Annotated in this window: 19 protein-coding genes and 1 tRNA gene; 16 read left to right on the forward strand and 4 right to left on the reverse strand. The window is 73.4% G+C overall.

Going from position 1 to position 25,641, the window contains the following annotated elements:
• Nucleotides 1-18: 18 nt before the first annotated feature.
• From BKA22_RS12135 to BKA22_RS12145, 3 genes are all read right to left on the reverse strand, one after another.
• A complete protein-coding gene (locus BKA22_RS12135) occupies nucleotides 19-1,293 on the reverse strand; it encodes an MFS transporter (RefSeq protein ID WP_146954250.1) in 1,275 nt (424 codons plus the stop codon).
• Nucleotides 1,290-1,814: a MarR family winged helix-turn-helix transcriptional regulator gene (locus tag BKA22_RS12140; RefSeq protein ID WP_146954251.1), complete on the reverse strand. Its 525-nt coding sequence runs from the start codon at nucleotides 1,812-1,814 to the stop codon at nucleotides 1,290-1,292. Before BKA22_RS12140 ends, BKA22_RS12135 begins: the two co-directional genes overlap by 4 nt.
• Nucleotides 1,815-1,905: 91 nt before the next feature.
• Entirely contained in the window at nucleotides 1,906-2,502 is a 597-nt protein-coding gene (locus BKA22_RS12145) for a TetR/AcrR family transcriptional regulator (RefSeq protein WP_146954288.1), read from the reverse strand.
• A gap of 115 nt (nucleotides 2,503-2,617) precedes the next feature.
• Between BKA22_RS12145 and BKA22_RS12150 the strand changes: the two genes are divergently transcribed.
• From BKA22_RS12150 to BKA22_RS12175, 6 genes are all read left to right on the forward strand, one after another.
• Nucleotides 2,618-2,689 (forward strand) — tRNA-Gln (locus BKA22_RS12150).
• Nucleotides 2,690-2,808: 119 nt separating this feature from the next.
• The gene (glmU, locus tag BKA22_RS12155; RefSeq protein WP_146954252.1) at nucleotides 2,809-4,485 is read left to right on the forward strand and encodes a bifunctional UDP-N-acetylglucosamine diphosphorylase/glucosamine-1-phosphate N-acetyltransferase GlmU; all 1,677 of its coding nucleotides are present in this window, start codon (nucleotides 2,809-2,811) and stop codon (nucleotides 4,483-4,485) included.
• Nucleotides 4,482-5,465, forward strand: a complete 984-nt coding sequence (locus BKA22_RS12160; protein ID WP_146954253.1) for a ribose-phosphate diphosphokinase — start codon at nucleotides 4,482-4,484, stop codon at nucleotides 5,463-5,465. The genes glmU and BKA22_RS12160 overlap by 4 nt, the downstream gene beginning before the upstream one ends.
• 317 nt (nucleotides 5,466-5,782) lie before the next feature.
• A complete protein-coding gene (locus tag BKA22_RS12165) occupies nucleotides 5,783-6,400 on the forward strand; it encodes a 50S ribosomal protein L25/general stress protein Ctc (RefSeq protein ID WP_146954254.1) in 618 nt (205 codons plus the stop codon).
• A 142-nt stretch (nucleotides 6,401-6,542) separates the two neighbouring features.
• Nucleotides 6,543-7,163, forward strand: coding sequence for an aminoacyl-tRNA hydrolase (gene pth, locus BKA22_RS12170; protein ID WP_146954255.1), 621 nt, complete (start codon nucleotides 6,543-6,545; stop codon nucleotides 7,161-7,163).
• A 140-nt stretch (nucleotides 7,164-7,303) separates the two neighbouring features.
• Nucleotides 7,304-8,902, forward strand: coding sequence for a sugar transferase (locus BKA22_RS12175; protein ID WP_146954256.1), 1,599 nt, complete (start codon nucleotides 7,304-7,306; stop codon nucleotides 8,900-8,902).
• 39 nt (nucleotides 8,903-8,941) lie between these two features.
• Here BKA22_RS12175 and BKA22_RS12180 read toward each other — a convergent pair whose 3' ends face one another.
• Nucleotides 8,942-9,556: an acyltransferase gene (locus BKA22_RS12180; protein WP_146954289.1), complete on the reverse strand. Its 615-nt coding sequence runs from the start codon at nucleotides 9,554-9,556 to the stop codon at nucleotides 8,942-8,944.
• A 329-nt stretch (nucleotides 9,557-9,885) separates the two neighbouring features.
• Here BKA22_RS12180 and BKA22_RS12185 point away from each other — a divergent pair, with 329 nt between their 5' ends.
• The 10 genes from BKA22_RS12185 (at nucleotide 9,886) to BKA22_RS12230 (ending at nucleotide 25,636) form a co-directional block, all read left to right on the forward strand.
• Complete coding sequence (locus BKA22_RS12185; RefSeq protein ID WP_146954257.1) at nucleotides 9,886-14,589, forward strand: DUF4082 domain-containing protein; 4,704 nt, start codon at nucleotides 9,886-9,888, stop codon at nucleotides 14,587-14,589.
• 187 nt (nucleotides 14,590-14,776) lie between these two features.
• The gene (locus BKA22_RS12190; RefSeq protein WP_146954258.1) at nucleotides 14,777-15,829 is read left to right on the forward strand and encodes a Gfo/Idh/MocA family protein; all 1,053 of its coding nucleotides are present in this window, start codon (nucleotides 14,777-14,779) and stop codon (nucleotides 15,827-15,829) included.
• The gene (locus tag BKA22_RS12195; RefSeq protein WP_146954259.1) at nucleotides 15,826-16,842 is read left to right on the forward strand and encodes an NAD-dependent epimerase/dehydratase family protein; all 1,017 of its coding nucleotides are present in this window, start codon (nucleotides 15,826-15,828) and stop codon (nucleotides 16,840-16,842) included. The genes BKA22_RS12190 and BKA22_RS12195 overlap by 4 nt, the downstream gene beginning before the upstream one ends.
• Nucleotides 16,839-17,987, forward strand: coding sequence for a DegT/DnrJ/EryC1/StrS family aminotransferase (locus tag BKA22_RS12200; protein WP_223203706.1), 1,149 nt, complete (start codon nucleotides 16,839-16,841; stop codon nucleotides 17,985-17,987). Before BKA22_RS12195 ends, BKA22_RS12200 begins: the two co-directional genes overlap by 4 nt.
• A 2-nt stretch (nucleotides 17,988-17,989) precedes the next feature.
• Nucleotides 17,990-18,799 carry an acetyltransferase gene (locus BKA22_RS12205; RefSeq protein ID WP_146954260.1) on the forward strand — a complete coding sequence of 270 codons (810 nt, stop codon included), beginning with the start codon at nucleotides 17,990-17,992 and terminating at the stop codon, nucleotides 18,797-18,799.
• On the forward strand, nucleotides 18,796-19,911 hold the full coding sequence (locus tag BKA22_RS12210) for a DegT/DnrJ/EryC1/StrS family aminotransferase (RefSeq protein WP_146954261.1): 1,116 nt from the start codon (nucleotides 18,796-18,798) through the stop codon (nucleotides 19,909-19,911). Before BKA22_RS12205 ends, BKA22_RS12210 begins: the two co-directional genes overlap by 4 nt.
• A 7-nt stretch (nucleotides 19,912-19,918) precedes the next feature.
• On the forward strand, nucleotides 19,919-21,022 hold the full coding sequence (locus tag BKA22_RS12215; RefSeq protein ID WP_146954262.1) for a glycosyltransferase family 2 protein: 1,104 nt from the start codon (nucleotides 19,919-19,921) through the stop codon (nucleotides 21,020-21,022).
• Between the two features lie 5 nt (nucleotides 21,023-21,027).
• Nucleotides 21,028-22,782: a glycosyltransferase gene (locus BKA22_RS20370; protein WP_146954263.1), complete on the forward strand. Its 1,755-nt coding sequence runs from the start codon at nucleotides 21,028-21,030 to the stop codon at nucleotides 22,780-22,782.
• The gene (locus BKA22_RS12225) at nucleotides 22,779-24,446 is read left to right on the forward strand and encodes a lipopolysaccharide biosynthesis protein (protein WP_146954264.1); all 1,668 of its coding nucleotides are present in this window, start codon (nucleotides 22,779-22,781) and stop codon (nucleotides 24,444-24,446) included. Before BKA22_RS20370 ends, BKA22_RS12225 begins: the two co-directional genes overlap by 4 nt.
• Entirely contained in the window at nucleotides 24,443-25,636 is a 1,194-nt protein-coding gene (locus tag BKA22_RS12230; RefSeq protein WP_146954265.1) for a glycosyltransferase family 2 protein, read from the forward strand. Before BKA22_RS12225 ends, BKA22_RS12230 begins: the two co-directional genes overlap by 4 nt.
• Nucleotides 25,637-25,641: the final 5 nt, after the last annotated feature.

Raw genomic sequence — 25,641 nt, forward strand, 5'->3', positions numbered from 1 at the left:
GACCCGGACCGGACGGCGTCAGAGCGACGCGGTGGCGTCCCGGCGGACGTGCACGAGCGCCAGCTGGCTGCACGCCGCCATGACGAGCAGCCCGGCGAGCACGACGAGCAACGGCGCGACCCAGGTCGACGTCGCCGAGTGCACGGCACCCATGACGCTGGGACCGAGCGCGGCGCAGCCGTAGCCGACGGTCTGCACGGTCGCCGACATCCGCCGGGCGGCCGCCTGCGAACCTGCCGACTGCGCCACGACGGTGAAGATCACCGCGAAGTTCCCGCCCTGCGACGTGCCTGCCAGCGCGCACCACACGGGCCACGCCTGCGGCGCGAGCAGCAGCCCGAGCGGCAGCACCACCCACCCGGCCGCGATGACCGAGGAGACGACGCGCACGGGGACGCGTCGCCCGAGGGCGAGCGGGACGCCCACGCCGCCGAGCACGCCGAACAGCTGGAAGAGCGCGGCCGCGGCACCGGCGGAGGCCTTCGCGAGCCCGAGCTGGTCGTGCAGGATCGACGGCAGCCACGCGCTGACGGCGTAGTAGCCGAACGCCTGACCGCTGAACGCGACGGCCAGCAGCCAGGTGACGGGTCGTCGCAGCACGTGCACCGGGGGGCGGGACGTGTCCGCGGCGTCCGGATCCGCTGCCGCGCCGACGACGGGCGGCTCCCCGGGGTCGTGCACGCCGTACGCGCGCAGCCAGACGAACGTCGCCCCGACCGCCATGACGCCCCAGGCCGCCAGGGCCCACCGCCACCCGATCAGCCCGGCCAGCGGCGCAGTGAACAGGGTGGTGAGCACGCTGCCGACGTTGAGCGCCGCGGTGTACAGCCCGGTCACCCGGGGGACCTGGTGCGGGAAGTCCCGGCCGATGAGCACGGGCACCGCGACGTTGCCCACGGTGATCGCCAGGCCGATCAGTGCCGTGCCGACCAGGGCCGTGGCGAACCCGCCGGCCGAGCGCAGGACCGTGCCGAGCAGGACGGTCGTCAGCGAGGCCGTCACCATCGCCGCGGTGCCCGCCCGGGCGAGCAGCACGGAGGCCAGCGGGGTGCCGATCGCGAAGCACAGCACGGGGATCCCGGTGAGCAGGCCTGCCCCGGCCGGGGTCAGTGCGAGGTCGGCGCTGACGTCGCCCACGACCGGGGCGAGCGCGGTGATCGGCGCGCGCAGGTTGAGCGCGTAGAGCAGCACGGCCGACAGCGCCAGGCCCCGCGCGGCACCCCCGGGATACCCGGCCGGGCTGACGGCGCTCCGGCCCGCACGCGCCGGCCGGTCGGGCGGGCTCGCGCTCACGGCTGGTCGAACGGGGCGACGACCTCACGCAGGAGCGCCGCGAGCCGGTCGCGGTCCTCCTCGCCGAGGTCACCGAGCAGACCACGCTCCACGTCGAGCAGGTCACTGAAGGCTGCGTCCACCCGGGCGAGCCCCTCGGCGGTCAGCTGCACGAGCACGCCGCGCCGGTCGTCGGGCGACGGCAGCCGGCGCACCAGGCCGTGCTCGACGAGCCGGTCGATGCGGTTGGTCATCGTGCCGCTCGTCACGAGGGTCTGGGTGAGCAGCGCGCCGGGGGAGAGCTGGTAGGGCGTGCCGGCGCGTCGCAGCGCCGAGAGCACGTCGAACTCCCAGGTCTCCAGGTCGTGCCGCGCGAACGCGCTGCGACGGGCCAGGTCGAGGTGCCGGGCGAGCCGGCTGACGCGGGAGAGCACGGTCAGGGGCAGCACGTCGAGGTCGGGGCGCTCGCGCTGCCAGGCGAGGACGATCCGGTCGACCTCGTCGCGCGCACCGCCCGCCTCGGGTCCTGTGCCGTCTGCCATGCGGTGAGATTACTCGACGTCAACACAAGGTCCCGGGACGACAGGTCCTGACCGGGTGCCGATCAGGTGGCCGCCGGTTCCCGGAGGGGCTTCAGTGGCGCTCGAGCGCGGGACGCCGCTCGAGCCCGGCCAGGCCGTTCCACGCGAGGTTCACCAGGTGCGCGGCGACGTCGGCCTTCTTCGGGCTGCGCGCGTCGAGCCACCACTGCCCGGTCAGCGCGACCATGCCCACGAGCATCTGGGAGTACATCGGTGCGGCCCGGGGGTCGAGGCCCTGCTTCTTGAACTGGTCGGCCAGCAGGTGCTCGACCTGGGTCGCGACGTCACCGATCAGGCTCGAGAACGTGCCCGTGGCCTGCGCGACGGGCGAGTCGCGCACGAGGATCCGGAACCCGTCCTCGGAGGTCTCGATGTAGCTGAGCAGGGCCAGCGCGGTGCGTTCGACGAGCACCTTGGGGTGGCCGCCGCCCTCGAGGGCACCCGTGAGGGCGCCCGTCAGCGCCTGGATCTCCCGGTCCACGACGACCGCGTACATGCCCTCCTTGCCGCCGAAGTGCTCGTAGACGACGGGCTTGGAGACCTCGGCGCGCGCGGCGATCTCCTCGACGCTGGTGCCCTCGAACCCCTTCTCGGCGAACAACCGGCGGGACACGTCGAGCAGCTGCGCGCGACGCTGGGCCGCAGTCATGCGGGAGCGTGCGGTGCGCTTGGTCTCGGTGGCCACGGTCCCATCATGCCGTGCCGGCCCTGGCAGACTGGGCGCTTCACGTCGCGCACGGGCCTGCAGGCCGTGCGCGCGACGGTCCGCCCTGGTGTAACGGCAGCACACAGGCCTTTGGTGCCTTGAGGTCCGGGTTCGAATCCTGGGGGCGGAGCGAGCAAGCAGGTGGCGGCATGCAGGCGGGCGACCGGCCCTCTCCCGGACCGGCGGTAGAGTGCACGTGCGCACGATCCGCCGCCCGGTGACGGGCAGATCCGCGAGGAGCAGCCACAGGTGACCAACCCTGGCACCCACCGTCCAGCCGCCGTCATCGTCCTCGCCGCAGGCGAAGGCACACGAATGCGCTCGTCCACCCCGAAGGTCCTGCACTCGCTCGCGGGGCGGTCCATGCTCGGGCACGCCCTGGCCACCGCGCGTGCGCTGGAGCCGGCGCGGGTCGCGGTCGTGGTCCGGCACGAGCGTGAGCGCGTCGCCGAGCACGCACGCACCCTCGACCCGCAGGTCCTGCTCGTCGACCAGGACGACATCCCCGGCACGGGCCGTGCCGTCCAGGTCGCGATGACCGCGCTGGACGCAGCCGCGCAGGCCGGTGCGGCGAGCGCGGGCGAGGGTCCCGGGGTCGTCGGCTCGGCCGTCGGCGTGGGGCTCGACGGCGCCGTCGTGGTCATCGCCGGTGACGTGCCCCTGCTCGACGCGGGCACGTTGACCGAGCTGCTGGAGGCCCACCACGCCGATGGCAACGCCGTCACGGTGCTGACCACCGACGTGCAGGACCCGACGGGCTACGGCCGCATCCTGCGCGAGTCGGGCTCGGGCGACGTGCTCGGCATCGTCGAGGAGAAGGACGCCGACGACGCCCAGCGCACGATCACCGAGATCAACTCCTCGATCTACGTCTTCGACGCCGGTGTCCTGCGCGGTGCGCTGGGCCGGCTCGACCAGGACAACGCGCAGGGCGAGGTGTACCTGACCGACGTGCTGGCGATCGCGCGCGGCGACGGCGGACACGTGCGGGCGCTGCGCACCGACGACCCGTTCGCGGTCGAGGGCGTCAACGACCGCGTGCAGCTCGCGGTGCTGCGCGCCGAGCTGAACCGGCGGATCCTCGAGGACTGGATGCGGGCGGGCGTCACGGTCGTGGACCCGGCGACCACCTGGGTCGACGTCGACGTCGAGCTCGCGCCCGACGTGACGATCCTCCCCGGGACGCAGCTGCACGGGGCGACGGTCGTCGCCTCGGGTGCCACGATCGGCCCGGACACGACCCTGACCGACGTCGAGGTCGGCCCGGGGGCCACGGTGGTCCGCACGCACGGCTCCCTCGCGGTGATCGGTGCGGACGCGAGCGTCGGCCCGTTCGCCTACCTGCGACCGGGCACGGTGCTCGGCGAGCACGGCAAGATCGGCACGTTCGTCGAGACGAAGAACGCGACGATCGGCACCGGCTCGAAGGTGCCGCACCTGTCCTACGTCGGTGACGCGACGATCGGCGAGCACACCAACATCGGTGCCGCGTCGGTGACCGTCAACTACGACGGGGTGAACAAGCACCGCACGACGATCGGCTCGTACGCCCGCACGGGTGCCGACAACATGTTCGTCGCCCCGGTCACGGTCGGCGACGGCGCGTACACCGGCGCCGGCTCCGTGATCCGTCGCGACGTCCCGGCCGGTGCGCTCGCCGTGAGCGCGAGCCCGCAGCGGTCGATCGAGGGCTGGGTCGCGCGTGCGCGGGCCGGCACCCCGGCGGCCGAGGCCGCAGCCCGGGCCAACGCCAGCCGCGACGAGCAGGAGCTGTCCCCGCAGGCGCGCGCCGAGCGCGAGCGTGCGGCCACCGCGGCCTCGGGGATCCCCGTGACACCGCCTCCCGTGCTGCCGGACCAGCCGGCCCACCTGCCCGACCCCGCCCCCCGGTCTGCCGGGACCGACCCGAAGGACCTCGCCCGATGACCGGGATCGTCTCCAGCGACGGCGAGAAGCGTCTCGTCCTCGTCTCTGGCCGTGCTCACCTCGACCTGGCCGCCGATGTCGCGCGCGAGCTCGACATCGACCTCGTGCCGACGACCGCCTACGACTTCGCCAACGGGGAGATCTACACCCGTTTCGGGGAGTCGGTGCGCGGCTCGGACGCGTTCGTCCTGCAGTCGCACGCCTCGCCGATCAACCAGTGGATCATGGAGCAGCTGCTCATGGTCGACGCCCTCAAGCGGGCGTCCGCGAAGACGATCACCGTGGTCGCGCCGTTCTACGGCTACGCCCGGCAGGACAAGAAGCACCGCGGTCGCGAGCCGATCTCGGCCCGGCTGCTCGCCGACCTGTTCAAGACCGCGGGCGCGGACCGGCTGATGAGCGTGGACCTGCACTCGGCGCAGATCCAGGGCTTCTTCGACGGGCCGGTCGACCACCTGTGGGCGATGCCGATCCTCACGGACTACGTGCGCACCCGGGTCGACGCGTCCAACGTGGCCGTGGTGTCCCCGGACGCGGGCCGCATCCGGGTCGCCGAGCAGTGGGCGGCCAAGCTGGGCGGCAGCCCGCTGGCGTTCGTGCACAAGACCCGGGACATCCGCACCGCGAACAAGTCGGTCGCGAACCGGGTCGTCGGCGAGGTCGAGGGCCGCACGTGCGTGCTGGTCGACGACCTCATCGACACCGCCGGGACGATCGCGGGTGCGGTGCGCGTCGTGATGGAGGCCGGGGCCAAGGACGTCATCGTCGCCGCCACCCACGGCGTGCTGTCCGAGCCGGCGAGCGAGCGCCTGCAGGAGTGCGGTGCCCGGGAGATCATCGTCACCGACACGCTCCCGATCGCCGAGGAGGTCCGCTTCCCGAAGCTGACGGTCCTGTCGATCGCGCCCCTCATCGCCCGGGCGATCCGCGAGATCTTCGACGACGGCTCGGTCACCTCGTTGTTCGACGGTCAGTCCTGACCGGTCGGCACCCCGTTCGGACCGCCTGAGCCCGCTCCCGCCGACGTGCGTGAGCGGGCTCACGCACGTCCGTGCACGCTCGTCCGGGCGACCGGTTGGGGGCACGGCGTGAGGGCGGGTAAGATCGTCAGGTTGCCTCGGCGAGGGACGTCGGACGGTCCGCCCGTGCTCCACGGGAAGGGCCCTCCAGCGCTCCGTGATCGACTGGGCGGATGCCTCCGCGTGCCCGTCCTGCGCCCCGCGTCGAGGCCACCACACTCTGAGCCGCCATCACCGCTCGCCTGCGTACCCGCAGCCGTCATCATCTGGGAGTCACCGTGTCCGACGTCAAGCTCGCCGCCCTCACCCGTACGGAGTTCGGCAAGGGTGCCGCCCGCCGTCTGCGCCGTGCGGACCAGATCCCCGCCGTCCTCTACGGCCACGGTGCCGACCCGCTGCACGTCGCCCTCCCGGGCCACGAGACGATGCTGGCGCTCAAGCACTCGAACGCCCTGTTCGAGATCGAGCTCGACGGCGAGGTCACGCTGACGATCGTCAAGGACGTCCAGCGCGAGCCGGTCAAGAACATCATCGAGCACATCGACCTCCTCATCGTGAAGAAGGGTGAGAAGGTCCAGGTCGAGGTCCCGGTGCACGTCGTCGGCGAGTCCTACCCGGGCACGATCCACGTCGTCGAGACGCAGGCGCTGACGCTCGAGGCCGAGGCGACGCACCTGCCGCAGGCCGTCGAGGTCTCGATCGAGGGCCTGCGCGGCGGTGCGACCGTCGTCGCCGGCGACGTCACGCTGCCGCAGGGCTCCACGCTGGTCACCGACGCGGACACCACCGTCGTCGCGATCTCCGTGCCGCACGCCTCGGCTGACGACCTGGCCGCCGACGTGGCCGCCGCGTCGCTCGCCGCCTCGCAGTCGGCCGCTGCGCACGCCGAGGACTGATCCTCCGCGTTCTCCGCGCGACCCGCGCACGCCGGCGCCCGGTACCGTTCCGACGGTGCCGGGCGCTGCCGCGTCCGGGGCGTACCCCAGCAGCACCCCCGTGCCCGGCAGAGCCGGGTCCGACCCGGTAGGAGAGACCCGCATGAGCGACCGCCCCTGGCTCGTCGTCGGGCTCGGCAACCCCGGGCCGCAGTACGCGGGCAACCGGCACAACGTCGGCCAGATGGTGCTCGACGAGCTCGCCCGCAGGACCGGTGTGACGTTCGGCTCTCGCGTCGGCGGGCTGCTCTCGCGTCGCCCGCAGGCCGTCGTGGCCGAGGCGCGGCTCGGCACCCTGGCGGGCGGGGCCCCCGGACCCCGCGTCGTGCTCGCCAAGCCGACGACGTACATGAACGTCTCCGGGGGGCCCGTCGTGGCGCTCGCCCGGTACTTCGACGTGCCGCCCGAGCAGGTGGTCATGGTGCACGACGAGCTCGACATCCCGTTCGCGGAGGTGCGCCTGAAGATCGGCGGCGGCGAGGGCGGGCACAACGGCCTGCGCGACACCACGAAGGCCCTCGGCACGAAGGACTACGTGCGGGTGCGCGTCGGAGTCGGCCGTCCGCCCGGCCGCACGGACGCCGCCGACTTCGTGCTGCGCGACTTCGCCAAGGCGGAGCTCAAGGACCTGCCGTGGCTCGTGGACGCCGCGGCGGACGCGGTCGAGGCCGTCGTCGTCGACGGTCTGGAGAAGGCCCAGCTGCGGTTCCACACCAAGTCCTGAGCGGTCGTCCAGCCGAAACCCCTCCCCGGGACCCGAACGGGTGATAGAAGGGGTGAAAACGGACAAACGGGGCTTACAGCCCACATCACCACGCAATAGCCTCCGAGCGGACGAACTACCGCATTCGGGGGGATGCTGCCATGACGATTCTGGACGACTCGAGACGGGCTGCCGTGCAGCACGTGTCGCCCGGCCTGCCCGACTCCGAGCTGGACCGCCTCGTCGACACGGACGAGCTGAGCACCGTCGGCGCCGACAGGCGCCGGACCGCAGCCGGACCGCGCCTGTCCTGGGCGTCCGCGCAGCCGTTCGTGAGCCGACCCCGCGCCGAGGAGCGCCTCGACGCCGAGGTGCGCGTGCCCGGCTGGCGCGCCCTGGTGGGCGGCTACGTGCGTCGGGCCTTCGTGCTCGACACGCTCGCCGCGCTCGGTGCGGCGGTGCTCGTCGTGCTCGGCTCGCACGCCTCCGCGTCCACGACCGTGTGGGTCGCGGCGACCGCGGTCGTCCTGCTGGTCCTCGTCGCCGTCTTCCGCGGGTACGACCGCCGCGGTGTGGGCAACGGGCCCGCCGAGTTCCAGGCCCTGCTGCGGGCGTGCCTGAGCGCGGCCGCAGCCGTGGCGCTGGCCAGCGTCGCGCTCGGCACCACGCTGCCGCGTCTGCCGGTGGGCGCCTTCCTGCTGGTCGTCACGCCGGCGGCGGCGCTGGGCCGCTACCTGCTGCGCCGTCGGCTGCACGGGCGCCGTCACGAGGGCGTGGCCATGGCCCGCACGCTCGTGGTCGGCGACGCCGCGTCCGCCCACCGCCTCGTGACCGACCTGCGCAACGCCTCGCACCACGGCTACCGCGTCGTCGGCCTGTGCCTTCCGTCGGTCGACGACGCGCCGCCGCAGGACGGTGTGCCGACCCTCGGTGCCTACGCCGACGTGCCGCAGGTCGCGTACGACCAGCGGATCGACGTCGTCATCGTCACGGGCGGCGACCTGGCGGGCGACGCGCTGCGTCGGCTGTCCTGGGCGCTCGGGCGCGTCGGTGCCGACCTGGTCGTCGAGCCGGGCCTGGTCGAGGTGCTCGGTCCGCGGCTCCAGCTGCGCCCGACGGCAGGGCTCACGCTGCTCGAGGTCGAGACGGCACCCCCCGGCGGACGGCTCATCGCGAAGTCCCTTCTGGACCACGCCCTCGGTGCCGTGCTGCTCGCGGCGGCCGCGCCCGTCATCGCCGGTGCCGCGCTGGCCGTGCGCCTGAACAGCCCGGGACCCGCGTTCTACCGCCAGACGCGGATCGGCGTCGACGGGCGTCGGTTCACTATGTGGAAGCTGCGCAGCATGTACGTCGACGCCGACGCGCGCCGCGAGGCTCTGCTCGCCGAGTCGGACCGTGACGGGCTCATGTTCAAGATGCACGACGACCCGCGGGTGACCTCGGTCGGCAGGCTGCTGCGCCGGTACTCGGTCGACGAGCTGCCGCAGCTGTGGAACGTCGTGCGCGGCGACATGTCGCTCGTCGGCCCGCGCCCGCCGCTGCCCGTCGAGGTCGACGCCTACCGGGACCAGGTGTTCCGTCGGCTGCGGGTGCGTCCGGGGCTGACCGGTCTGTGGCAGGTCAGCGGACGTTCCGACCTGTCGTGGGACGAGTCGGTCCGGCTGGACCTGCGCTACGTCGACAACTGGTCGGTCGCGATGGACCTGCTGATCCTGTGGAAGACCGGGCGCGCCGTGCTGGGGTCCTCCGGGGCGTACTGAGCCGGACCGCCAGACGGCTGCGCCCGGACCGCCGGGCGACTACAGGGTGTCGTCGGGCTGCGCGAGAAGGCGCAGGGTCCCGTCGGTCTCCAGGTAGGTCTCCCCGGTCACCGGGCAGACCCAGCGGCACTCGCCGCTCTCGCGCGGGTCGGCCGGCTCGAGCGGGTGTCCCGCGCGGCCGACCCAGCGCAGGCGTCGTGCCGGCACGCCGGCGACCAGCGCGTGGTCGGGCACGTCCTTCGTGACCACCGAACCGGCCGCGACGAGCGCCCACCGTCCGATCGTCACCGGCGCGACGCACACCGCCCGTGCGCCGATCGAGGCACCCTCGCGCACGGTGACGCCGACCGCGTGCCAGTCGTCGGCCGACTTGAGCGACCCGTCGGGGTTCACGGCGCGCGGGAAGTAGTCGTTGGTGAAGACGGCCGCCGGGCCGACGAACGCGCCGGGCTCGAGGACGGCCGGCTCGTAGACGAGGGCGTGGTTCTGGATCTTGCAGCGGTCGCCGACGACGACGCCGGGTCCGATGTAGGCGCCCCGGCCGATGATGCAGTCCTCACCGACCTGCGCGTCCTCGCGCACCTGCGCCAGGTGCCACACCTTCGTGCCGGCGCCGACGTGCGCGCGAGGGTCGACGTCCGCCGTGGGTGCGATCGTGGGGCCCTGCTCGGTCGGGCCCTGCTCGGTCGGACCCTGCTCGGTCGGGCCCTGCTCGAACGGGCCCTGCTCGGTCGGGTCCTGGCGGGGCGAGGCGTCGGTCACGGGAGTCCTCCGAGGTGCGCGGTGCGCGGCCGGGCGCGGGGCCACGGTGCGCGGATCCCCCGATTCTGCCGGGCGGGGAGCCGTGCGTCGACGGCGTAGGGGGTGGCGCCCGTGGCGAGCGGGTGATATCCGCCGACGGGTGCGGCCCCGTGAGGCCGATGCCCGTATCGTCCTTTTAGCGACGTTTTGCGCACGCCAGCCCTCACCCCCCGGAGCCGTCCATGTCCGTCCGCCCCCGCTCCGTCCTGGCGTCGGTGACCGCTCTCGCGCTCGGCGTGCCGCTCATGATGGCGGCGGTGGCCACGCCGGCCGCGGCCACCGACCCGTGCGCGGTGGGTGGCAACCCGATCGTCTGCGAGAACTCCAAGCCGGGTGCCGACCCCTCGGAGTGGGACATCGACGGCGCAGGCGACGAGGGGATCCAGGGCTTCTCCACGGCGATCTCGGTGAACGTCGGCGGGACGATCGACTTCAAGATCGACACCGCCGCGACGGCCTACACGATCGACATCTACCGCACCGGTTGGTACGACGGGCTCGGCGCCCGCAAGATCGCCTCGGTCACGCCCTCGGCGACCCTGCCGCAGACGCAGCCGCAGTGCTACACGGACGCGACGACCGAGCTGTACGACTGCGGCAACTGGGCCGTCTCGGCCAGCTGGCACGTGCCGGCAGCCGCGGTCTCGGGCGTCTACGTCGCGCATCTGCAGGACCCGGCGACGGGCGACGAGAGCCACATCACGTTCGTCGTGCGCAACGACGCGAGCACGTCCGACGTGATCTTCCAGACCTCGGACACCACGTGGCAGGCCTACAACGCGTACGGCGGCTCGGACTACTACCAGGGGGCGGCCAACGGGCGCGCCTACAAGATCTCGTACAACCGACCGTTCGCCACGCGGGCGGGCGTCGAGAAGCGTGACTTCTACTTCGGCAACGAGTTCCCGATGGTGCGGTTCCTCGAGCGCAACGGGTACGACGTGTCCTACCAGTCGGGTCTCGACACCGATGCGCGCGGCGCGCTGCTGCTCAACCACGACGTCTTCCTGTCCGTCGGTCACGACGAGTACTGGTCGGGCCCGCAGCGGGCCAACGTCGAAGCGGCCCGTGACGCGGGGGTCGACCTGGCGTTCTTCAGCGGCAACGAGATGTACTGGCGCACCCGCTGGGAGCCGTCCGTCGCGGGTACCGCGACCGACGACCGCACCCTGGTCTCCTACAAGGAGACGTGGTCCGACGCGAAGATCGACCCGTCGACCGAGTGGACCGGCACGTCGCGCGACCCGCGGTTCGCCTCGGCGGCCAACGGTGGAGGCTCCCCGGAGAACGCCGTGACCGGCACGATGTACATGGCCAACGACTCCGACCTGGCCCTGACGGTGTCGGCCGAGGAGGGCAAGCTGCGCCTGTGGCGTGGCACCGGCCTCGACGCGATGTCCGGCACGAGCACGACGCTCGCGGCGCACACCGTGGGCTACGAGTCCGACGAGGACCTCGACAACGGGTTCCGTCCCGAGGGCCTGATCCGGCTGTCGACCACGACCGGGGCGGTGAACTCCTACCTGCAGGACTTCGGCACGGTCGTGAAGTCCGGCACCACGACGCACCACCTGACGATGTACCGCGCAGACAGCGGCGCGCTGGTGTTCTCGGCCGGCTCGATCCAGTGGTCGTGGGGCCTGGACGCGGTGCACGACGGCGTCGGTGCTGCCGCCGACCCGCGCATCCAGCAGGCCACGGTGAACCTGCTCGCCGACATGGGTGCCCAGCCGACGACCCTGATGAGCACGCTCGTCGCGGCGACGGCGTCCAGCGACACCACCGCACCGGTCGTCCAGGTGACCTCACCCACGGCGGGCGCGGCGGTGGCCAACGGCACCTCGCTCACCGTGTCGGGGACCGCGACGGACGCCGGCGGGCGCGTCGCGGGCGTCGAGGTCTCGTTGGACGGCGGCACCACGTGGCACCCCGCTACGGGCACCGCGACCTGGACGTACACCGGGGTGCTGTCGGGCAACGGCGCGGTCCAGGTCCTCGCGCGCGGCATCGACGACTCGGCCAACATCGGCCAGGCCGTGACGCGCTCGCTGACCACCGCGTGCCCCTGCTCGATCTACGGGCAGAGCGTTCCCGCCGTCGCCTCGGTCGACGACTCCACCCCGGTCGAGCTGGGCCTGACGTTCACGCCGCAGGCCGGCGGGTTCGTCACCGCGATCCGGTTCTACAAGGGCACGGGCAACACGGGCACGCACGTGGGCTCGCTGTGGAGCGCGACGGGGACCAGGCTGGCCACGGTCACGTTCACCGGGGAGACGGCCTCCGGGTGGCAGACGGCCCAGCTGTCCTCTGCTGTCGCGGTGCAGGCCGGCACGTCGTACGTGGTCTCGTACACGGCGCCGCAGGGCCGCTACGCCGCCCAGTCCGGCGCGTTCTGGTACACGGGGCGCTCGGCGCCGCCGTTGAGCGTCGCCGGTGGCTTCGGTGCGACCGGCGCGGGCGTGTACGCGGCACCGGGACAGTTCCCGACCCTGACCTGGGGGGCGTCGCAGTACTACGTCGACGTGCTCTTCTCGGCAACGGACTCCACGCCGTTCGCGGTCGCCTCGCAGTGGCCCGTCGCCGGTGCGACCGGTACGCCGCTCGGATCGGTCCTGACCGCACAGCTCTCGCGTGCCCCTGACGGTGGTGCGGTGACGATGACGCTGACCGCTGCGGGTGGGGCCGCCGTGACCGGCTCGACGACCTACGACGCCGCGACACGCACCGCCACCTTCGTCCCGGACGGCTCGCTGACGGCGTCGACGACCTACACCGCGACGGTGTCGGCCACCTCCGGCGGCCAGGCGCTCGGGGGCCAGGTCTCCTGGACCTTCACGACGGCGTCCCTCGCCCAGTCGGCCGGTGCCTCGACCGTCACCCTGTACGACGACTCGGCGGTGCCGGGGGTCCTCCAGGACGCCGACACCTCGGCGGTCACGCTCGGTGTGAAGTTCTCCAGCAGCGTCGCGGGCTACGTCACGGGCGTGCGGTTCTACAAGGGCCCGAACAACACGGGCACGCACGTCGGCGCGCTGTGGCTCGCCGGGTCGACGACCCCCCTCGCCACGGCGACGTTCACGGCGGAGAGCGCCTCGGGCTGGCAGACGGTGGCGTTCGGCTCGCCCGTGCACATCGACAAGGGCACGCAGTACATCGCCTCGTACCGGACGACCGCCGGGCGCTACTCGGCGACCGTCGGGGCGTTCTCCGGTCTCGGGCTGCAGCGGCCGCCGCTGTCGACGTCCGCGGACTCCGGTGCGTACTCCTACGCCGACGGGTACCCGGGCTCGACGTCCTCGACGAGCTACATGGTCGACGTCGTGTTCACCCGCGACAAGACCGCGCTGACCTCGACCTCCGTGAGCCCCGCGGCCGGGCAGACGGCCGTGGACGTGGACTCGGCGGTGTCGGCGAGCTTCAACCTCGCGCTGAGCGACGCGGCCACGCTGAGCCTCGCAGCGGGCGGCACGTCCGTCGCGGGCACGCTCGCTCGTGCGGACGGCGGCAAGACGCTGACGTTCACGCCGACCTCCCCGCTGCCCGCAGGGACGTTGGTCACGGCGACGGCGTCCGGGCTCGCCTCGGCCAACGGCAGCACGGCCGAGAACCTCGTGTGGACGTTCACCACGGCGGGCACCGGCGGATGCCCGTGCACCCTGTTCGGCGAGCGCGTGCCTGCGGTGGCCTCCGCGAACGACGGTGCCAAGGTCGAGCTCGGGGTCTCGTTCGTCCCGTCGGTCGCCGGCACCGTGACCGGTGTGCGCTTCTACAAGGGCGCCGCGAACACCGGGACGCACACCGGCACGCTGTGGAGCTCGACCGGTGAGCAGCTGCGCACCGTGACGTTCGTCGGCGAGACCGCCAGCGGCTGGCAGACCGCGCTGTTCAGCTCGCCGTACGCCGTCACGCCGGGTCAGACCTACGTGGTCTCGTACCTGGCGCCGAGCGGCGGGTACTCGGCCACGGCCTCGGCCTTCGCGGCCGACCTCACCGTGGGTCCGCTCACGGTCCCGGCCACCGGCAACGGTCGCTACAAGTACGGCGGAGGCTTCCCGACGTCGAGCTGGCAGCAGACGAACTACTTCGTCGATGCCGTCTTCGAGACCGCGCCGGCCGCCCCGCCGACGGTCACCACCCGGACACCGGCGACGAACGCCACCGACGTGGCCGTGGGCACGACCGTCACGGCGGTCCTGTCCGCGTCGCAGTCGACGGCCGTGCCGACGATCACCGTCCAGGCCGGCGGGGCGACGGTCGCCGGGCAGCAGCAGTACGTCGCCGGTTCCCGGACGCTGACCTTCCAGCCCGCCGCTGCCCTGCCCGCCGGTGCGGTGGTGTCGGTGGTCGTCGCGGTGGACGGTCAGGCGCTCGAGGGCGGGTCGTGGAGCTTCACGACCACGGCCGTCGTGCCGGCACCCGACCCGGTCTCGTTCTGGACCACCACCGACGTGCCGACGTACCCCGCCTGGGACGACTCGGCCGCGGTGCAGGTCGGTACCCGGTTCAGCACGAGTGCCGCCGGGGCGGTGACCGCCATCCGCTTCTACAAGGGGGCCACCAACACCGGCACGCACACCGTCAAGCTGTGGGACGCCTCGGGCACGCTCCTGGCGGAGGCGCCCTCGACGGGTGAGACCGCCTCGGGATGGCAGACGGTCGCGCTCGCCTCGCCGGTGACGCTCGTCCCCGGGACGACGTACATCGCGGCGTACCACTCGACGACCGGCCGGTACGCCGTCACGCCGAACGCCCTGGCCACGGCCCGCACGAGCGGCCCGCTGACCACCGCGGTGCCCGGCGGTGCGTACGTCTACGGCACCGGGCTGCCCTCCGGGACCTCGAACGCCTCCTACGGCGTCGACGTCGTGTTCGCGCCGGCGGGCTGACCCCCGGCAGGACGCATCGCGCTCGCCTGTCCCGCCCCCGTCCCCGGTGCGTCCGGTCGGGCGGCGGCCGATCGGCTGAATCGCCCGCTCAGGCGGGGTGAAAAGGCCGGGTATCGGCCGACATGTCCAGATCTCCTGTGAGACTGGACAGGTCGAACGAACAGGTCGAACGACGAGTGGGGGACTGATGACCGAGAAGCTGCGGGCTGCCGTGATCGGCGCCGGCTACTGGGGACCGAACCTGGCGAGGAACTTCCGCACGAGCCCCGACTGGGACCTCGTCGCGGTGTGCGACCTCGACGAGGCGCGTGCGCGCAAGGTCGTGGGCGCACGATCGACGGTCGAGGTGGTCACCTCGGTCACCGAGCTGCTGGCCCGGGACGACGTCGACGCGGTCGCGATCGCGACCCCGGCGCGCACGCACGCACCGATCGCGCTCGCGGCGCTCGAGGCCGGCAAGCACGTGGTCGTCGAGAAGCCCGTCGCGGACGGCGGCGTGGCCGCACGGGCGATGGTCGCGCGGGCCGCGGAGCTCGACCGCGTGCTGATGGTCGACCACACGTTCTGCTACACCGCGCCCGTGCTGAAGATGCGTGAGCTGATCGCCGAGGGCGCGCTCGGCGACATCCTCTTCGTCGACTCGGTGCGCATCAACCTCGGTCTCGTGCAGCCCGACGTCGACGTCTTCTGGGATCTCGCGCCGCACGACCTGTCGATCCTCGACTTCATCCTCCCCGGCGGGCTCGTGCCGACCGGCGTCGCGGCGCAGGGCGCCGACCCGATCGGCGCCGGGCAGTCGTGCGTGGGCTACCTGACCCTGCCGCTGCCGGGCGGGGCGATCGCGCACGTGCACGTCAACTGGCTCAGCCCGACGAAGATCCGCCAGATGGTCATCGGCGGCAGCCGCCGCACGATCGTCTGGGACGACCTGTCGCCGCAGCAGCGGCTGACGGTCTACGACCGTGGTGTCGAGCTCGGGCAGCCGCTGCCCGACAAGACCACGACGAACATCTCGTACCGGCTCGGTGACGCCTGGGCGCCCGCCCTGCCGGAGAAGGAGGCCCTGGGAGTGATGGTGAGCGAGTTCGCCGCGGCGATCCGTGAGGGGCGCGCCCCGCGCACCGACGGCCACGCAGGTCTGCGTGTCCTCGACGTGCTGGAGGCGGCCTCGCGCAGCCTGGTCGACGGCGGCCGGCTGACGCCCGTCACCGGTTCGGCCGTGGCCGGGAGCCTCGCGTGAGCGCGCTGACGGGAGCCCGCGCCCTGGTCACCGGGGGAGCGGGCACGATCGGCTCGACCATCGTCGACCAGCTGCTCGACGCCGGGGCCGCGCACGTCGTGGTGCTGGACAACCTGGTGCGCGGCCGGCGGGAGAACCTCGAGGGCGCGCTCGCGACCGGCAAGGTCGACCTGGTGGTCGGCGACCTGCGCGACCGCGACCTCGTGCACGACGTGACCCGCGGGCAGGACCTGGTCTTCCACCAGGCGGCGATCCGGATCACGCAGTGCGCCGAGGAGCCCCGCCTGGCGCTCGAGGTGCTCGTGGACGGCACGTTCACGGTGCTCGAGGCCGCGGCCGAGCACAAGGTCGACAAGGTGATCGCCGCGTCGAGCGCCTCGGTGTACGGGCTGGCCGAGCAGTTCCCGACGACCGAGCGGCACCACCACCACAACAACGACACGTTCTACGGCGCAGCCAAGTCCTTCAACGAGGGCATGGCCCGCAGCTTCCGTGCGATGCACGGCCTGGACTACGTGTTCCTGCGCTACTTCAACGTGTACGGACCGCGCATGGACGTGCACGGCCTGTACACCGAGGTGCTGGTGCGCTGGATGGAGCGCATCGTGGACGGCCAGCCGCCGTTGATCTTCGGCGACGGGCTGCAGACCATGGACTTCGTGTTCACGCGGGACATCGCGCGGGCGAACCTGCTGGCGGCCGCCTCCGACGTGGTCGAGGGCGTGTACAACGTGGCCTCGGGCACCGAGACGAGCCTGCTCGGGCTGGCCGAGGCGCTGCTGCGGGCCATGGACTCCGACCTGGACGTCGAGCACGGTCCCGAGCGGGCGGTCAACGGGGTCACCCGGCGCCTGGCCGACACCACGGCGGCCCGCGTCGACCTCGGCTTCGAGGCGCAGGTCGGCCTCGAGGACGGGCTGCGCGAGCTGGTCGACTGGTGGCGTCCGCTGCGCGAGGAGATCGCTGCCGGCCGCGCGCTGAGCGCCGCCGGGCGGGCCGGGGGTGCCGCATGAGCGGGGCGTCGGGACGCATCAACGTCATGCAGCCGTGGTTCGGGCCCGAGGAGATCGCGGCCGTCAGCGAGGTCATCGCCTCCGGCTGGGTCGCGCAGGGCCCCAAGGTCGCGCAGTTCGAGACCGAGTTCGCCCACGCGCAGCAGGTCGCGCACGCTGTGGCGACCTCCTCGTGCACGACCGTGCTGCACCTCGCGCTCGTCGTGGCGGGCGTGCAGGCCGGGGACGACGTGGTCCTGCCCTCGTTCTCGTTCGTCGCGACCGCGAACGCACCGGTCTACGTCGGCGCGCGTCCTGTCTTCGCCGACGTCGACCCGGTGACGGGCAACGTCACGGCGGCGAGCGTCGAGGCCGTGCTGACCGACCGCACCCGCGCGGTGATCGTGGTCGACCAGGGCGGGGTGCCCGTCGACCTCGACGCGATCCGTGCCGTGACCGACCCGCGCGGGATCGTCGTCGTCGAGGACGCCGCGTGCGGTGCCGGCTCGACGTACCGGGGCCGCCCGGTCGGTGCCGGTGCCGAGGTCACCGCGTGGTCGTTCCACCCGCGCAAGATCGTCACGACGGGCGAGGGCGGCATGCTCACGACGTCGAACCCGGAGTGGGCCGCACGCGCCCGCCGCCTGCGCGAGCACGCCATGAGCGTCTCGGCGGCCGACCGGCACGCGAGCGTCCTGGCACCGGCCGAGCAGTACCTCGAGGTCGGCTACAACTACCGGATGACGGACCTGCAGGCCGCCGTCGGGATCGTGCAGCTCGGCCGCCTGCCGGAGGTCGTCGACCGCCGGCGGCAGATCGCGGCGACGTACGCCAAGCAGATCGCCGAGCTGCCCGGCCTGCGGGCCGTGGCCGACCCGGCGTGGGGCACGTGCAACTTCCAGTCGTTCTGGGTCGAGGTCGGCGAGGGGTACCCGGTGGACCGGGACGGGCTGCTGGCGCACCTGGCGGCGGCCGACGTGTCCGCCCGGCGCGGCATCATGGCGGCGCACCGGCAGCCCGCGCACGCCGCGGTGCCGCACGGGCCGCTGCCGGTGACCGAGCACCTCACGGACAGCACGCTGATCCTGCCGGTGTTCCACCAGATGTCGGAGTCCGAGCAGGCGCGGGTCGTCGACGCGCTGCGCTCGGCCGGGCGCGGGGCCTGACCGTGGCGCCCCCGCTGCTGCTCGTCGCCGCGAGCGGACTGGCGCGCGAGGTGCTCGCCTGCCTGCGCACGCACGCGATCGCGCCGGTCATCGGCTTCCTCGACGACGACCCGGCCCGGCAGGGCACCCTGGTCGACGGGGTCCCCGTTCTCGGTGGGCTCGAGGCCGTCCGTGAGCACCCGTACGCCGAGATCCTGGTGTGCGCGGGCAGCGGCGCGGCGCGCGAGGCGATCGTCGAGCGGCTCGTGCACCTGGGCGTCGGGCCGCTGCGGTACGCCACGCTGGTTCACCCTGGCGTCGAGGTGCCGCACGGCTGCGAGATCGGCGCCGGAGCGATCGTGCTCGCGGGCGTGGTGCTGACCACCGACGTGACGATCGGCGAGCACGTGGTCGTCATGCCGAACGTCACCCTCACGCACGACTGCGTGCTGCAGGACTACTCGACCGTGTGCGCCGGCGTCGCCCTCGGCGGCAGCGTCGTGGTGGGGCACGGCGCGTACGTCGGCATGAACGCCTCGGTGCGCCAGTCGGTGCACGTGGGCGAGCACGCGACCCTGGGCATGGGTGCCGTGCTGCTCACCGACCAGCCCGACCACGAGACGTGGGCGGGGGTGCCCGCCCGGGCGATCGGCGCCACGGCGCGCACCGCGGCGTCGACCGCGACGTCGACCGCGACGCCGGCCGCCGGTGACGCCGCAGCGGTGCAGGACGGGACGGACGCGACGGCACGGGCAGCAGCTCCGGTGCCGCAGGACAGCTGGCCGACCGGGATGCCCGCGGCCACCATCGAGGGAGGGGCGGTCGCACGATGAGGATCCCGCTGGTTGATCTGGGGGCGCAGCAGCGCGAGATCGACGACGAGGTGAAGGCCGGGCTGGACGAGGTCTTCGGCGCGACCGCCTTCATCGGCGGTCCCGCCGTCGGACGCTTCGAGGCGGCGTACGCGCAGTACGTCGGCGCGACCCACTGCGTGGGGGTCGCCAACGGCACGGACGCGATCGAGCTGGCGCTGCGCGCCGTCGGCGTGCGCCCGGGCGGCGAGGTGATCCTGCCCGCCAACACGTTCATCGCGACGGCCGAGGCCGTCTCGCGGCTGGGCGGCGTGCCCGTGCTCGTCGACGTGGACCCCGTCCACCTGCTCATCGACCCCGCGGCCGTGCGTGCCGCCGTGGGCCCGCGCACCGAGGCGATCGTGCCGGTGCACCTGTTCGGGCAGCTGGCCGCGGTCGAGGAGATCGGGAAGATCGCAGCCGACGCCGGCGTGCCGATGGTCGAGGACGCCGCGCAGGCCCAGGGTGCCCGCCGTGAGGGGCGTGCCGCGGGGTCGTTCGGGCTGGCGGCCGGGACGAGCTTCTACCCGGGCAAGAACCTGGGTGCGGCCGGTGACGCCGGCGCCGTGACCACGTCGGACGGCGAGGTCGCCCGGGCCGTGCGCGTGCTCGGGGCGCACGGGTCCGCCGCGAAGTACGACCACGAGGTCATCGGCATGAACTCGCGTCTGGACACCGTCCAGGCCGTCGTGCTCGAGGCCAAGCTGCGTCGCCTGGAGACGTGGAACGACGCGCGCCGGGCCGCTGCCGCACGGTACGAGGCGCTGCTGGCCGACGTGCCCGGCGTGACCACGCCTGCCGTGGTCCCGGGCAACGAGGACGTCTGGCACCTGTACGTCGTCCAGGTCGACGAGCGTGACCGGGTGCTGGCCGAGCTCAACGCCGCCGGCATCGGTGCGGGCATCCACTACCCGACCCCCGTGCACCTGACCGGCGCGTACGCGCACCTGGGCCACGGGGCCGGTGCGTTCCCCGTCGCCGAGGCCGCCGCCGACCGGATCGTGTCGCTGCCGATGTTCCCGCACCTGACCGTCGAGCAGCAGGAGGCGGTCGTCGACCGTCTCTCGCAGGCGGTGCGCGGGTCGCACGGATGACGCAGACATGCCCGTTCACCTGTCCGCCCACCGCGTGACCGGGGCCGTGACGAGCCCCGCGCCGACGACGCCGACCGAGGTCCGGCCGGGTGGTCGTCCGCGGGTGTCCGTCGGGATCCCGCTGCACGACTACGAGCAGTACCTCGAGGAGTGCGTCGTCTCGGTGCTCGCGCAGGACGGCGTGGACGTCGACGTGACGATCATCGACGACGCGTCGAACGACGGCAGCCTCGCGCTCGCCCGGCGCCTCGCCGCGCAGGACCCTCGTGTGGTGGTGCGGGCGCACGAGGTGAACCACGGGCACATCGCGACGTTCAGCGAGGCGCTCGCGGTCGGTGACGCCCCGTACGTGCTGAAGATGGACGCCGACGACGTGCTGCCCCCGGGGGCCCTGCGTCGCTCGCTCACGCTGATGGAGGCCCACCCCGAGGTGGCGTTCTGCTACGGGTACGCCCAGCGGTTCGAGGGCGCGACCCCGGTCGGCACGCGCACGGCCGTGCGGCGCTGGTCGGTGTGGACGGGCCCGGAGTGGATCGAGCGCCGGGTGCGGCGCGGGCACAACGTGATCCTTCAGCCCGAGGTCGTCATCCGTCGCAGCGCGCTCGAGCAGGTCGGCGGGCACGACGTGCGTGTGGCTGCGGCCTCCGACCTGCACCTGTGGTTGCGGCTGGCGTCCGTGGGCGGGGTGGCACGGGTCGACGGCCCGGTGCAGGGCCTGTACCGGGTGCACGGCTCCAACATGCACTCCACGATGCACGGCGGGTTCTGGCGCGACCTGCAGGCGCGGGCCGACGCGTTCGCCCTGTTCCTGGACGAGCACGGCGACCGTCTGCCCGACCTCGAGCGCACGCGCGCCACGCTGGCTCGCACGCTCGCGCGCGACGCGCTGCGGATGGTGCAGCGGGACGCCGAGGGGCGCATCGAGCTCGAGGTGCCCGCGGAGCAGCTGCTGGCGTTCGCCCGGGAGAGCGACCCGACGATCGTGCGCACGCGTGCCTGGCGGCGCACCTGCCGCGCCGACGGCACGGTGCGCACCGGTCCGGTCGGTGCGCTGCTGCGCGACCTCGAGGACAAGGCGCGCTGGCGCGTGTGGCGTCGGTACGGGATGTGAGCGCCGTGCGGACGACCACGACCTCTCGACCTGCCGCGACGGACCCGTCGAGCGGGGCGCAGGGACGACCCCGCCTGCTGTTCCTGCGGCAGGACCGCACCGACCTGCCGGCGTTCGTGCTGCAGCACCTCGACGAGCACCTGCGGGCGCTGCAGGCGCACTTCGACGTCGTGCTCGTCGACGGCGCGTGCGACTACGACCAGATGTGCGACGTGCACCGGCCCGACCTCACGCTCGTCGAGTCGGGCGTCTACGCGCGCCGGGACCGTCGGATCGACAACACGCACACGCACCCCGACGTGCCCAAGATCGGGCTGATCAATGCCGACGCGTACTGCCAGACCCGCTCGGTCTTCCTGTCCGACATGGACCGGTGGGGCGTGGGCACGTACTTCACGATCTCGATGGTCATGCGCGAGCGGATGCCCGAGGTGGCCGACCGCCTGTTCGTGTGGCCCAACTTCGCCGACCGCACGCTGTTCCGCACGTACGACGGCGGGCGCCCGACCCGGTTGCTGCTGACCGGCAGCCAGCAGTCGAACTACCCGTGGCGGGTGCGGGTCAACGCGCTGCTCCAGGAGCGGTTCGGAGTCGAGCCGCAGCCGCACGCGGGCTGGTTCGACGCGCGCGCCACGGCCGGCATGGTCTCCGGCGAGGCCTATGCGCGTTCGCTGAGCGCGGCGCAGATCGTGCCGACGTGCGGGACGATCGCGCACGAGCTGGTGCGCAAGCACCTGGAGATCCCCGCGGCCGGGGCGCTGCTGCTCACCGAGCGCACCGCGGCCGTCGAGCAGGCCGGGTTCGTCGACATGGAGACCTGCGTGCTCGCCGACGAGCACGACGTGGTCGACAAGGTCGCGCACCTGCTCGAGCACCCCGACGAGCTGGCCCGGATCGCCGCGGCCGGCCAGGCCCTCGTGCACGAGCGGCACGACCTGACCACGCGGGACCAGATGCGGCAGTGGTACGAGCTGCAGCGACGGGCCACGTCGGGGCAGCGCGTCGTGCAGCCCGACCCGTTCGGGCCGATGGTGCTCGCACCCGTCGGTCCGCCCATGGGGATCGCGGGCGCCACGGGTGCCTCGCGCGCGCGTGACCTGGTGCTGCTGGCCCGCGGCCGGGCCGAGCTCGACGACGGCCGCCCGGTCGAGGCGGAGGAGACGTTCGCCCAGGTCCTCGCGCTGCACCACATGCCCGAGGCCACGCACGGCACCGCGCGCGCGCTGCTGCGCCAGGGCCGGGCGGAGCAGGCGGCGCCGCGGGCGTGGGAGGCGATCGAGCAGTCCGTGCGGCGGCACCTCGCCTACGACCCCGACCCGGTCGACTGGGCGACCTGGGTGCGGGTGCTGCTCTGCCAGGGCTCGGTCGGCCGGGCCGAGGCCGCCGCCGGCCGCTTCCCCGACATCGACCACCCCGAGCTGCGCCGCACCCGTGCGGTGCTCGCCGCGCTGGCCGGTCACCGTCCCCTGCAGGGTCCCGCACGTGCGCGGACCTCCGTCCATCCCCTCCCGGACCTGACCTGGGCGCAGTGGCTCGACGACCTGGCCGCCGACCTGGCCGCCTGCGCGCAGGACCAGCTCGCCGACCGCGTGCGCGCCCTGGCCCCCGCCGGGGAGCCGGCGACCCGGCCGGTCACCGGACCCGCGAGCACCCGCCCGCGTCGACGGGCCCGGCAGCTGCCGCGCGAGCTGCGCCGCTCACCGCTGCGCCTCGTGCGCCGACGGGTGCGCGCGCTCGCCGGACGGGTGCGGGCACGATGAGCGGCATCGACCCGACGCCCCGCCTCGTCACGGACGTCGAGCACCTGACCGAGCAGGCCGGGGCCCGAGCGCTCGGTGGCCCGGTCGACGGCGGTACCGGGCCGGGCGACGGTCCCGGCGACGGGGACGACCGTCCGCACGACGACCGAGACCCCGAGGGCTCCGGCGACATCGGCCGGCGCGCCGCATCGGGTGTGCTGTGGATGACCGCGCAGAAGTGGCTCATGCGGTTCAGCGGTCTGGCGACCGTCGCGATCCTCACCCGCCTGCTCGGACCCGAGCAGTTCGGCCTGGTCGCCGCGGCCTCCACGGTCGCGCCGATCGTCTACCTGTTCTCCGACCTGGGCTTCTCCGCGTACATCGTGCAGGCCGACGAGGTCGACGAGCGGCGGCTGAGCACCGGGTTCTGGTTCTCCACGATCGTCGGCGGGCTGATGTGCGTCGGTCTGCTGCTCTTCGCGCCGGTCCTCGCCGACCTGTTCCACCTGCCCGACCTGGTCGCCGTCCTGCGGGTGATGACGATCTCGATCGCGTTCGTCGTCGTCACGTCGATCCCGTACGCGCTCATGCGCCGACGCATGCAGTTCCGGGCCCTGGCCGTGCAGGGCGGGATCGCGGCGCTGCTCGCCCAGGTCGTCGCCGTCGTCACGGCGCTGGCGGGCATGGGCGTGTGGGCGCTCGTCCTGCAGCTCATCGTGGCGCAGGGCGTCTCGGCGGTCCTGGCGTGGATCTGGGCCCGCTGGTGGCCCCGCCTGCTCTTCTCGAGGCGCGACTTCGTGGCGATGGCCCGGTTCGGCCTGCAGGTCGTGGGGGTCGACGTCATCGCGATGCTGCGGTCGTGGGCCGAGACGGCGATCGTCGTCGCATCGTTGGGGGCCACCGGGCTGGGCTACCTGAGCATCGCCCAGAAGCTCATCCAGGTGACCCAGGACATGAGCGCGGCCGCGCTGCTGCCGGTTGCCACGGTCGTCTTCGCGCAGGTCAGGTCGTCCGCCGACCGGCTGCGTGCGTCGTACCTCAAGGCGCTCGGCGTCTCCTACGCGGCGGTCGCCCCCGTGATGACGGTCGTCGCCGTCACCGGTCCGGTGCTCGTCCCGCTGCTGTTCGGCGACGGCTGGGAGCCCAGCGTCCCGGTCGCGCAGGCGCTCGCGCTCGCGGCGGTGCTCACGCTCGGCGCGATGCTCGACCACGGGCTGTTCTACGGCGTCGGCAAGCCCGGCCGGTGGCTGGTGTACGCGGTCGCGATCGACGTCCTGACCGTCGCGACCACCGCCTGGGCGGTCCGCTGGGGCCTGGCGGGCATCGCCGTCGGCTTCATCGGGGTGGCGGCCGTGGCCACCGTGGTGCGCTGGAAGCTGGTCGGACGTCTCGTCGGCGCCCCTGCTCGGACGGTCGCCCGGCCGTTCGGCGGCGTGGCTGTGTGCGTCGCGCTGTCGGCACTGGCCGGGATGGCCGTGGCACGCTCGACCGACAGCCTGCCGGCGATCGTCGAGGTGGGGCTGACCGGCCTGGTGATCGGCGTCGTGCACGTCGTGGCGGTCCGCTTCCTCATGCCGAGCACGGCCCGCGCCGTCGTCGAGATGCTGCCGGGCCGGTTCCGTGGTCCGCTGCTGCGCGTGGTGGGAACGGCGCCCGTGCCGGTCCGTCTGGAGGAGAACGCATGAGCACCCTGGGCGGCCTGTCGGCCCGTGCCCGGTCCGTCGTCGACCACCGGTCGGTGAGCACGCCCGCGCTCGGCGCGCTCGCGGCCGTCCGGCCGAGGCACCTGCGGCCTCGCCTGCGGGTGCCGGCCGGGCAGGCGGCGCCGCTGACCCGGCGACCGACCGTCTCGGTGATCATCCCCTGCTACAACTACGCGCACTTCCTGCCGGGCGCGGTGCGCAGCGCGCTCGACCAGGACGGTGTGGACGTGCAGGTCGTCGTCGTCGACGACTGCTCGACCGATGGCACGCGACGGGTGGCGCACGGCTTCGCGGCCGAGGACCCGCGGGTCGTCCCGGTCGACAACGACGTGAACCTCGGGCACGTGCGGGCGTTCAACCGGGGGCTCGAGCAGGCCACGGGGGAGTTCGTGGCACGCCTCGACGCCGACGACCTGCTGACCCCCGGGTCGCTGGCCCGCGCCTGCGCGCTGTTCGACGCCGAGCCGGACGTCGGGCTGGTCTACGGGCACCCGCGGCACTTCGTGACCTCGGTCGCGCCGCCCGCCCAGGTCGGCAGGGTCGGGTCGACCGTGTGGTCGGGCCACGACTGGCTCGCCGAGCGCTGCCGGGTCGGGGTCAACTGCATCACGACTCCTGAGGCGGTCGTGCGAGCCTCGGTGATCGAGCAGGTCGGGCCGCTCGACACCCGGCTGGGCTACGCCCAGGACATGGAGATGTGGTGCCGGGTCTCCTCGGTCAGCGACGTGGGTCGGGTCGACGGCGCCGACCAGGCGCTGCACCGCGACCACGCGGGGTCGATGAGCGCGACGGACGGCTCGGGTGCCCTGCTCGACCTGCGCGAGCGGGCCACCGTGTTCGACGTCGTGTTCGGCGGCCCGGGCGGGGACCTGCCGGACGCCGCCGCCCTGCACGCACGGGCCCGGCGGACGCTCGCCCGTGAGGCGGTCGACACCGTGCACCGCATGCTCGACCGCCCCGGTGCGCAGGCCGAGGACGTGACGGCGCTCGTCGACTTCGCCGAGGAGACGGACCCCGGGGTGTTCGGCGAACGGCGCGGTCGCGCCCTGGTGCGTCGTCTGGAGAAGGTCGGCCCGGTCTCGCACCGGGACCTGACCTCGTCGTTGGTGGGCTACTGGCGTTCGGTGCTCGGCGAGCTCGACTACGTGCGCTGGACCTATCAGGGCATCTGATCCCC

The organism is Cellulomonas soli, assembly GCF_013409305.1.
GTDB lineage: Bacteria > Actinomycetota > Actinomycetes > Actinomycetales > Cellulomonadaceae > Cellulomonas > Cellulomonas soli.

What these genes read in the sequence shown, in the direction of transcription:
- BKA22_RS12230 (WP_146954265.1), top strand. Translation starts at nt 24,443, where the DNA reads ATGAGCACCCTGGGCGGCCTGTCGGCCCGTGCCCGGTCCGTCGTCGAC.
- BKA22_RS12145 (WP_146954288.1), bottom strand. Translation starts at nt 2,502, where the DNA reads ATGACTGCGGCCCAGCGTCGCGCGCAGCTGCTCGACGTGTCCCGCCGG.
- BKA22_RS12225 (WP_146954264.1), top strand. Translation starts at nt 22,779, where the DNA reads ATGAGCGGCATCGACCCGACGCCCCGCCTCGTCACGGACGTCGAGCAC.
- BKA22_RS12210 (WP_146954261.1), top strand. Translation starts at nt 18,796, where the DNA reads ATGAGGATCCCGCTGGTTGATCTGGGGGCGCAGCAGCGCGAGATCGAC.
- BKA22_RS12175 (WP_146954256.1), top strand. Translation starts at nt 7,304, where the DNA reads ATGACGATTCTGGACGACTCGAGACGGGCTGCCGTGCAGCACGTGTCG.
- BKA22_RS12190 (WP_146954258.1), top strand. Translation starts at nt 14,777, where the DNA reads ATGACCGAGAAGCTGCGGGCTGCCGTGATCGGCGCCGGCTACTGGGGA.
- pth (WP_146954255.1), top strand. Translation starts at nt 6,543, where the DNA reads ATGAGCGACCGCCCCTGGCTCGTCGTCGGGCTCGGCAACCCCGGGCCG.
- BKA22_RS12160 (WP_146954253.1), top strand. Translation starts at nt 4,482, where the DNA reads ATGACCGGGATCGTCTCCAGCGACGGCGAGAAGCGTCTCGTCCTCGTC.
- BKA22_RS12140 (WP_146954251.1), bottom strand. Translation starts at nt 1,814, where the DNA reads ATGGCAGACGGCACAGGACCCGAGGCGGGCGGTGCGCGCGACGAGGTC.
- BKA22_RS12200 (WP_223203706.1), top strand. Translation starts at nt 16,839, where the DNA reads ATGAGCGGGGCGTCGGGACGCATCAACGTCATGCAGCCGTGGTTCGGG.
- BKA22_RS12185 (WP_146954257.1), top strand. Translation starts at nt 9,886, where the DNA reads ATGTCCGTCCGCCCCCGCTCCGTCCTGGCGTCGGTGACCGCTCTCGCG.
- BKA22_RS12215 (WP_146954262.1), top strand. Translation starts at nt 19,919, where the DNA reads ATGCCCGTTCACCTGTCCGCCCACCGCGTGACCGGGGCCGTGACGAGC.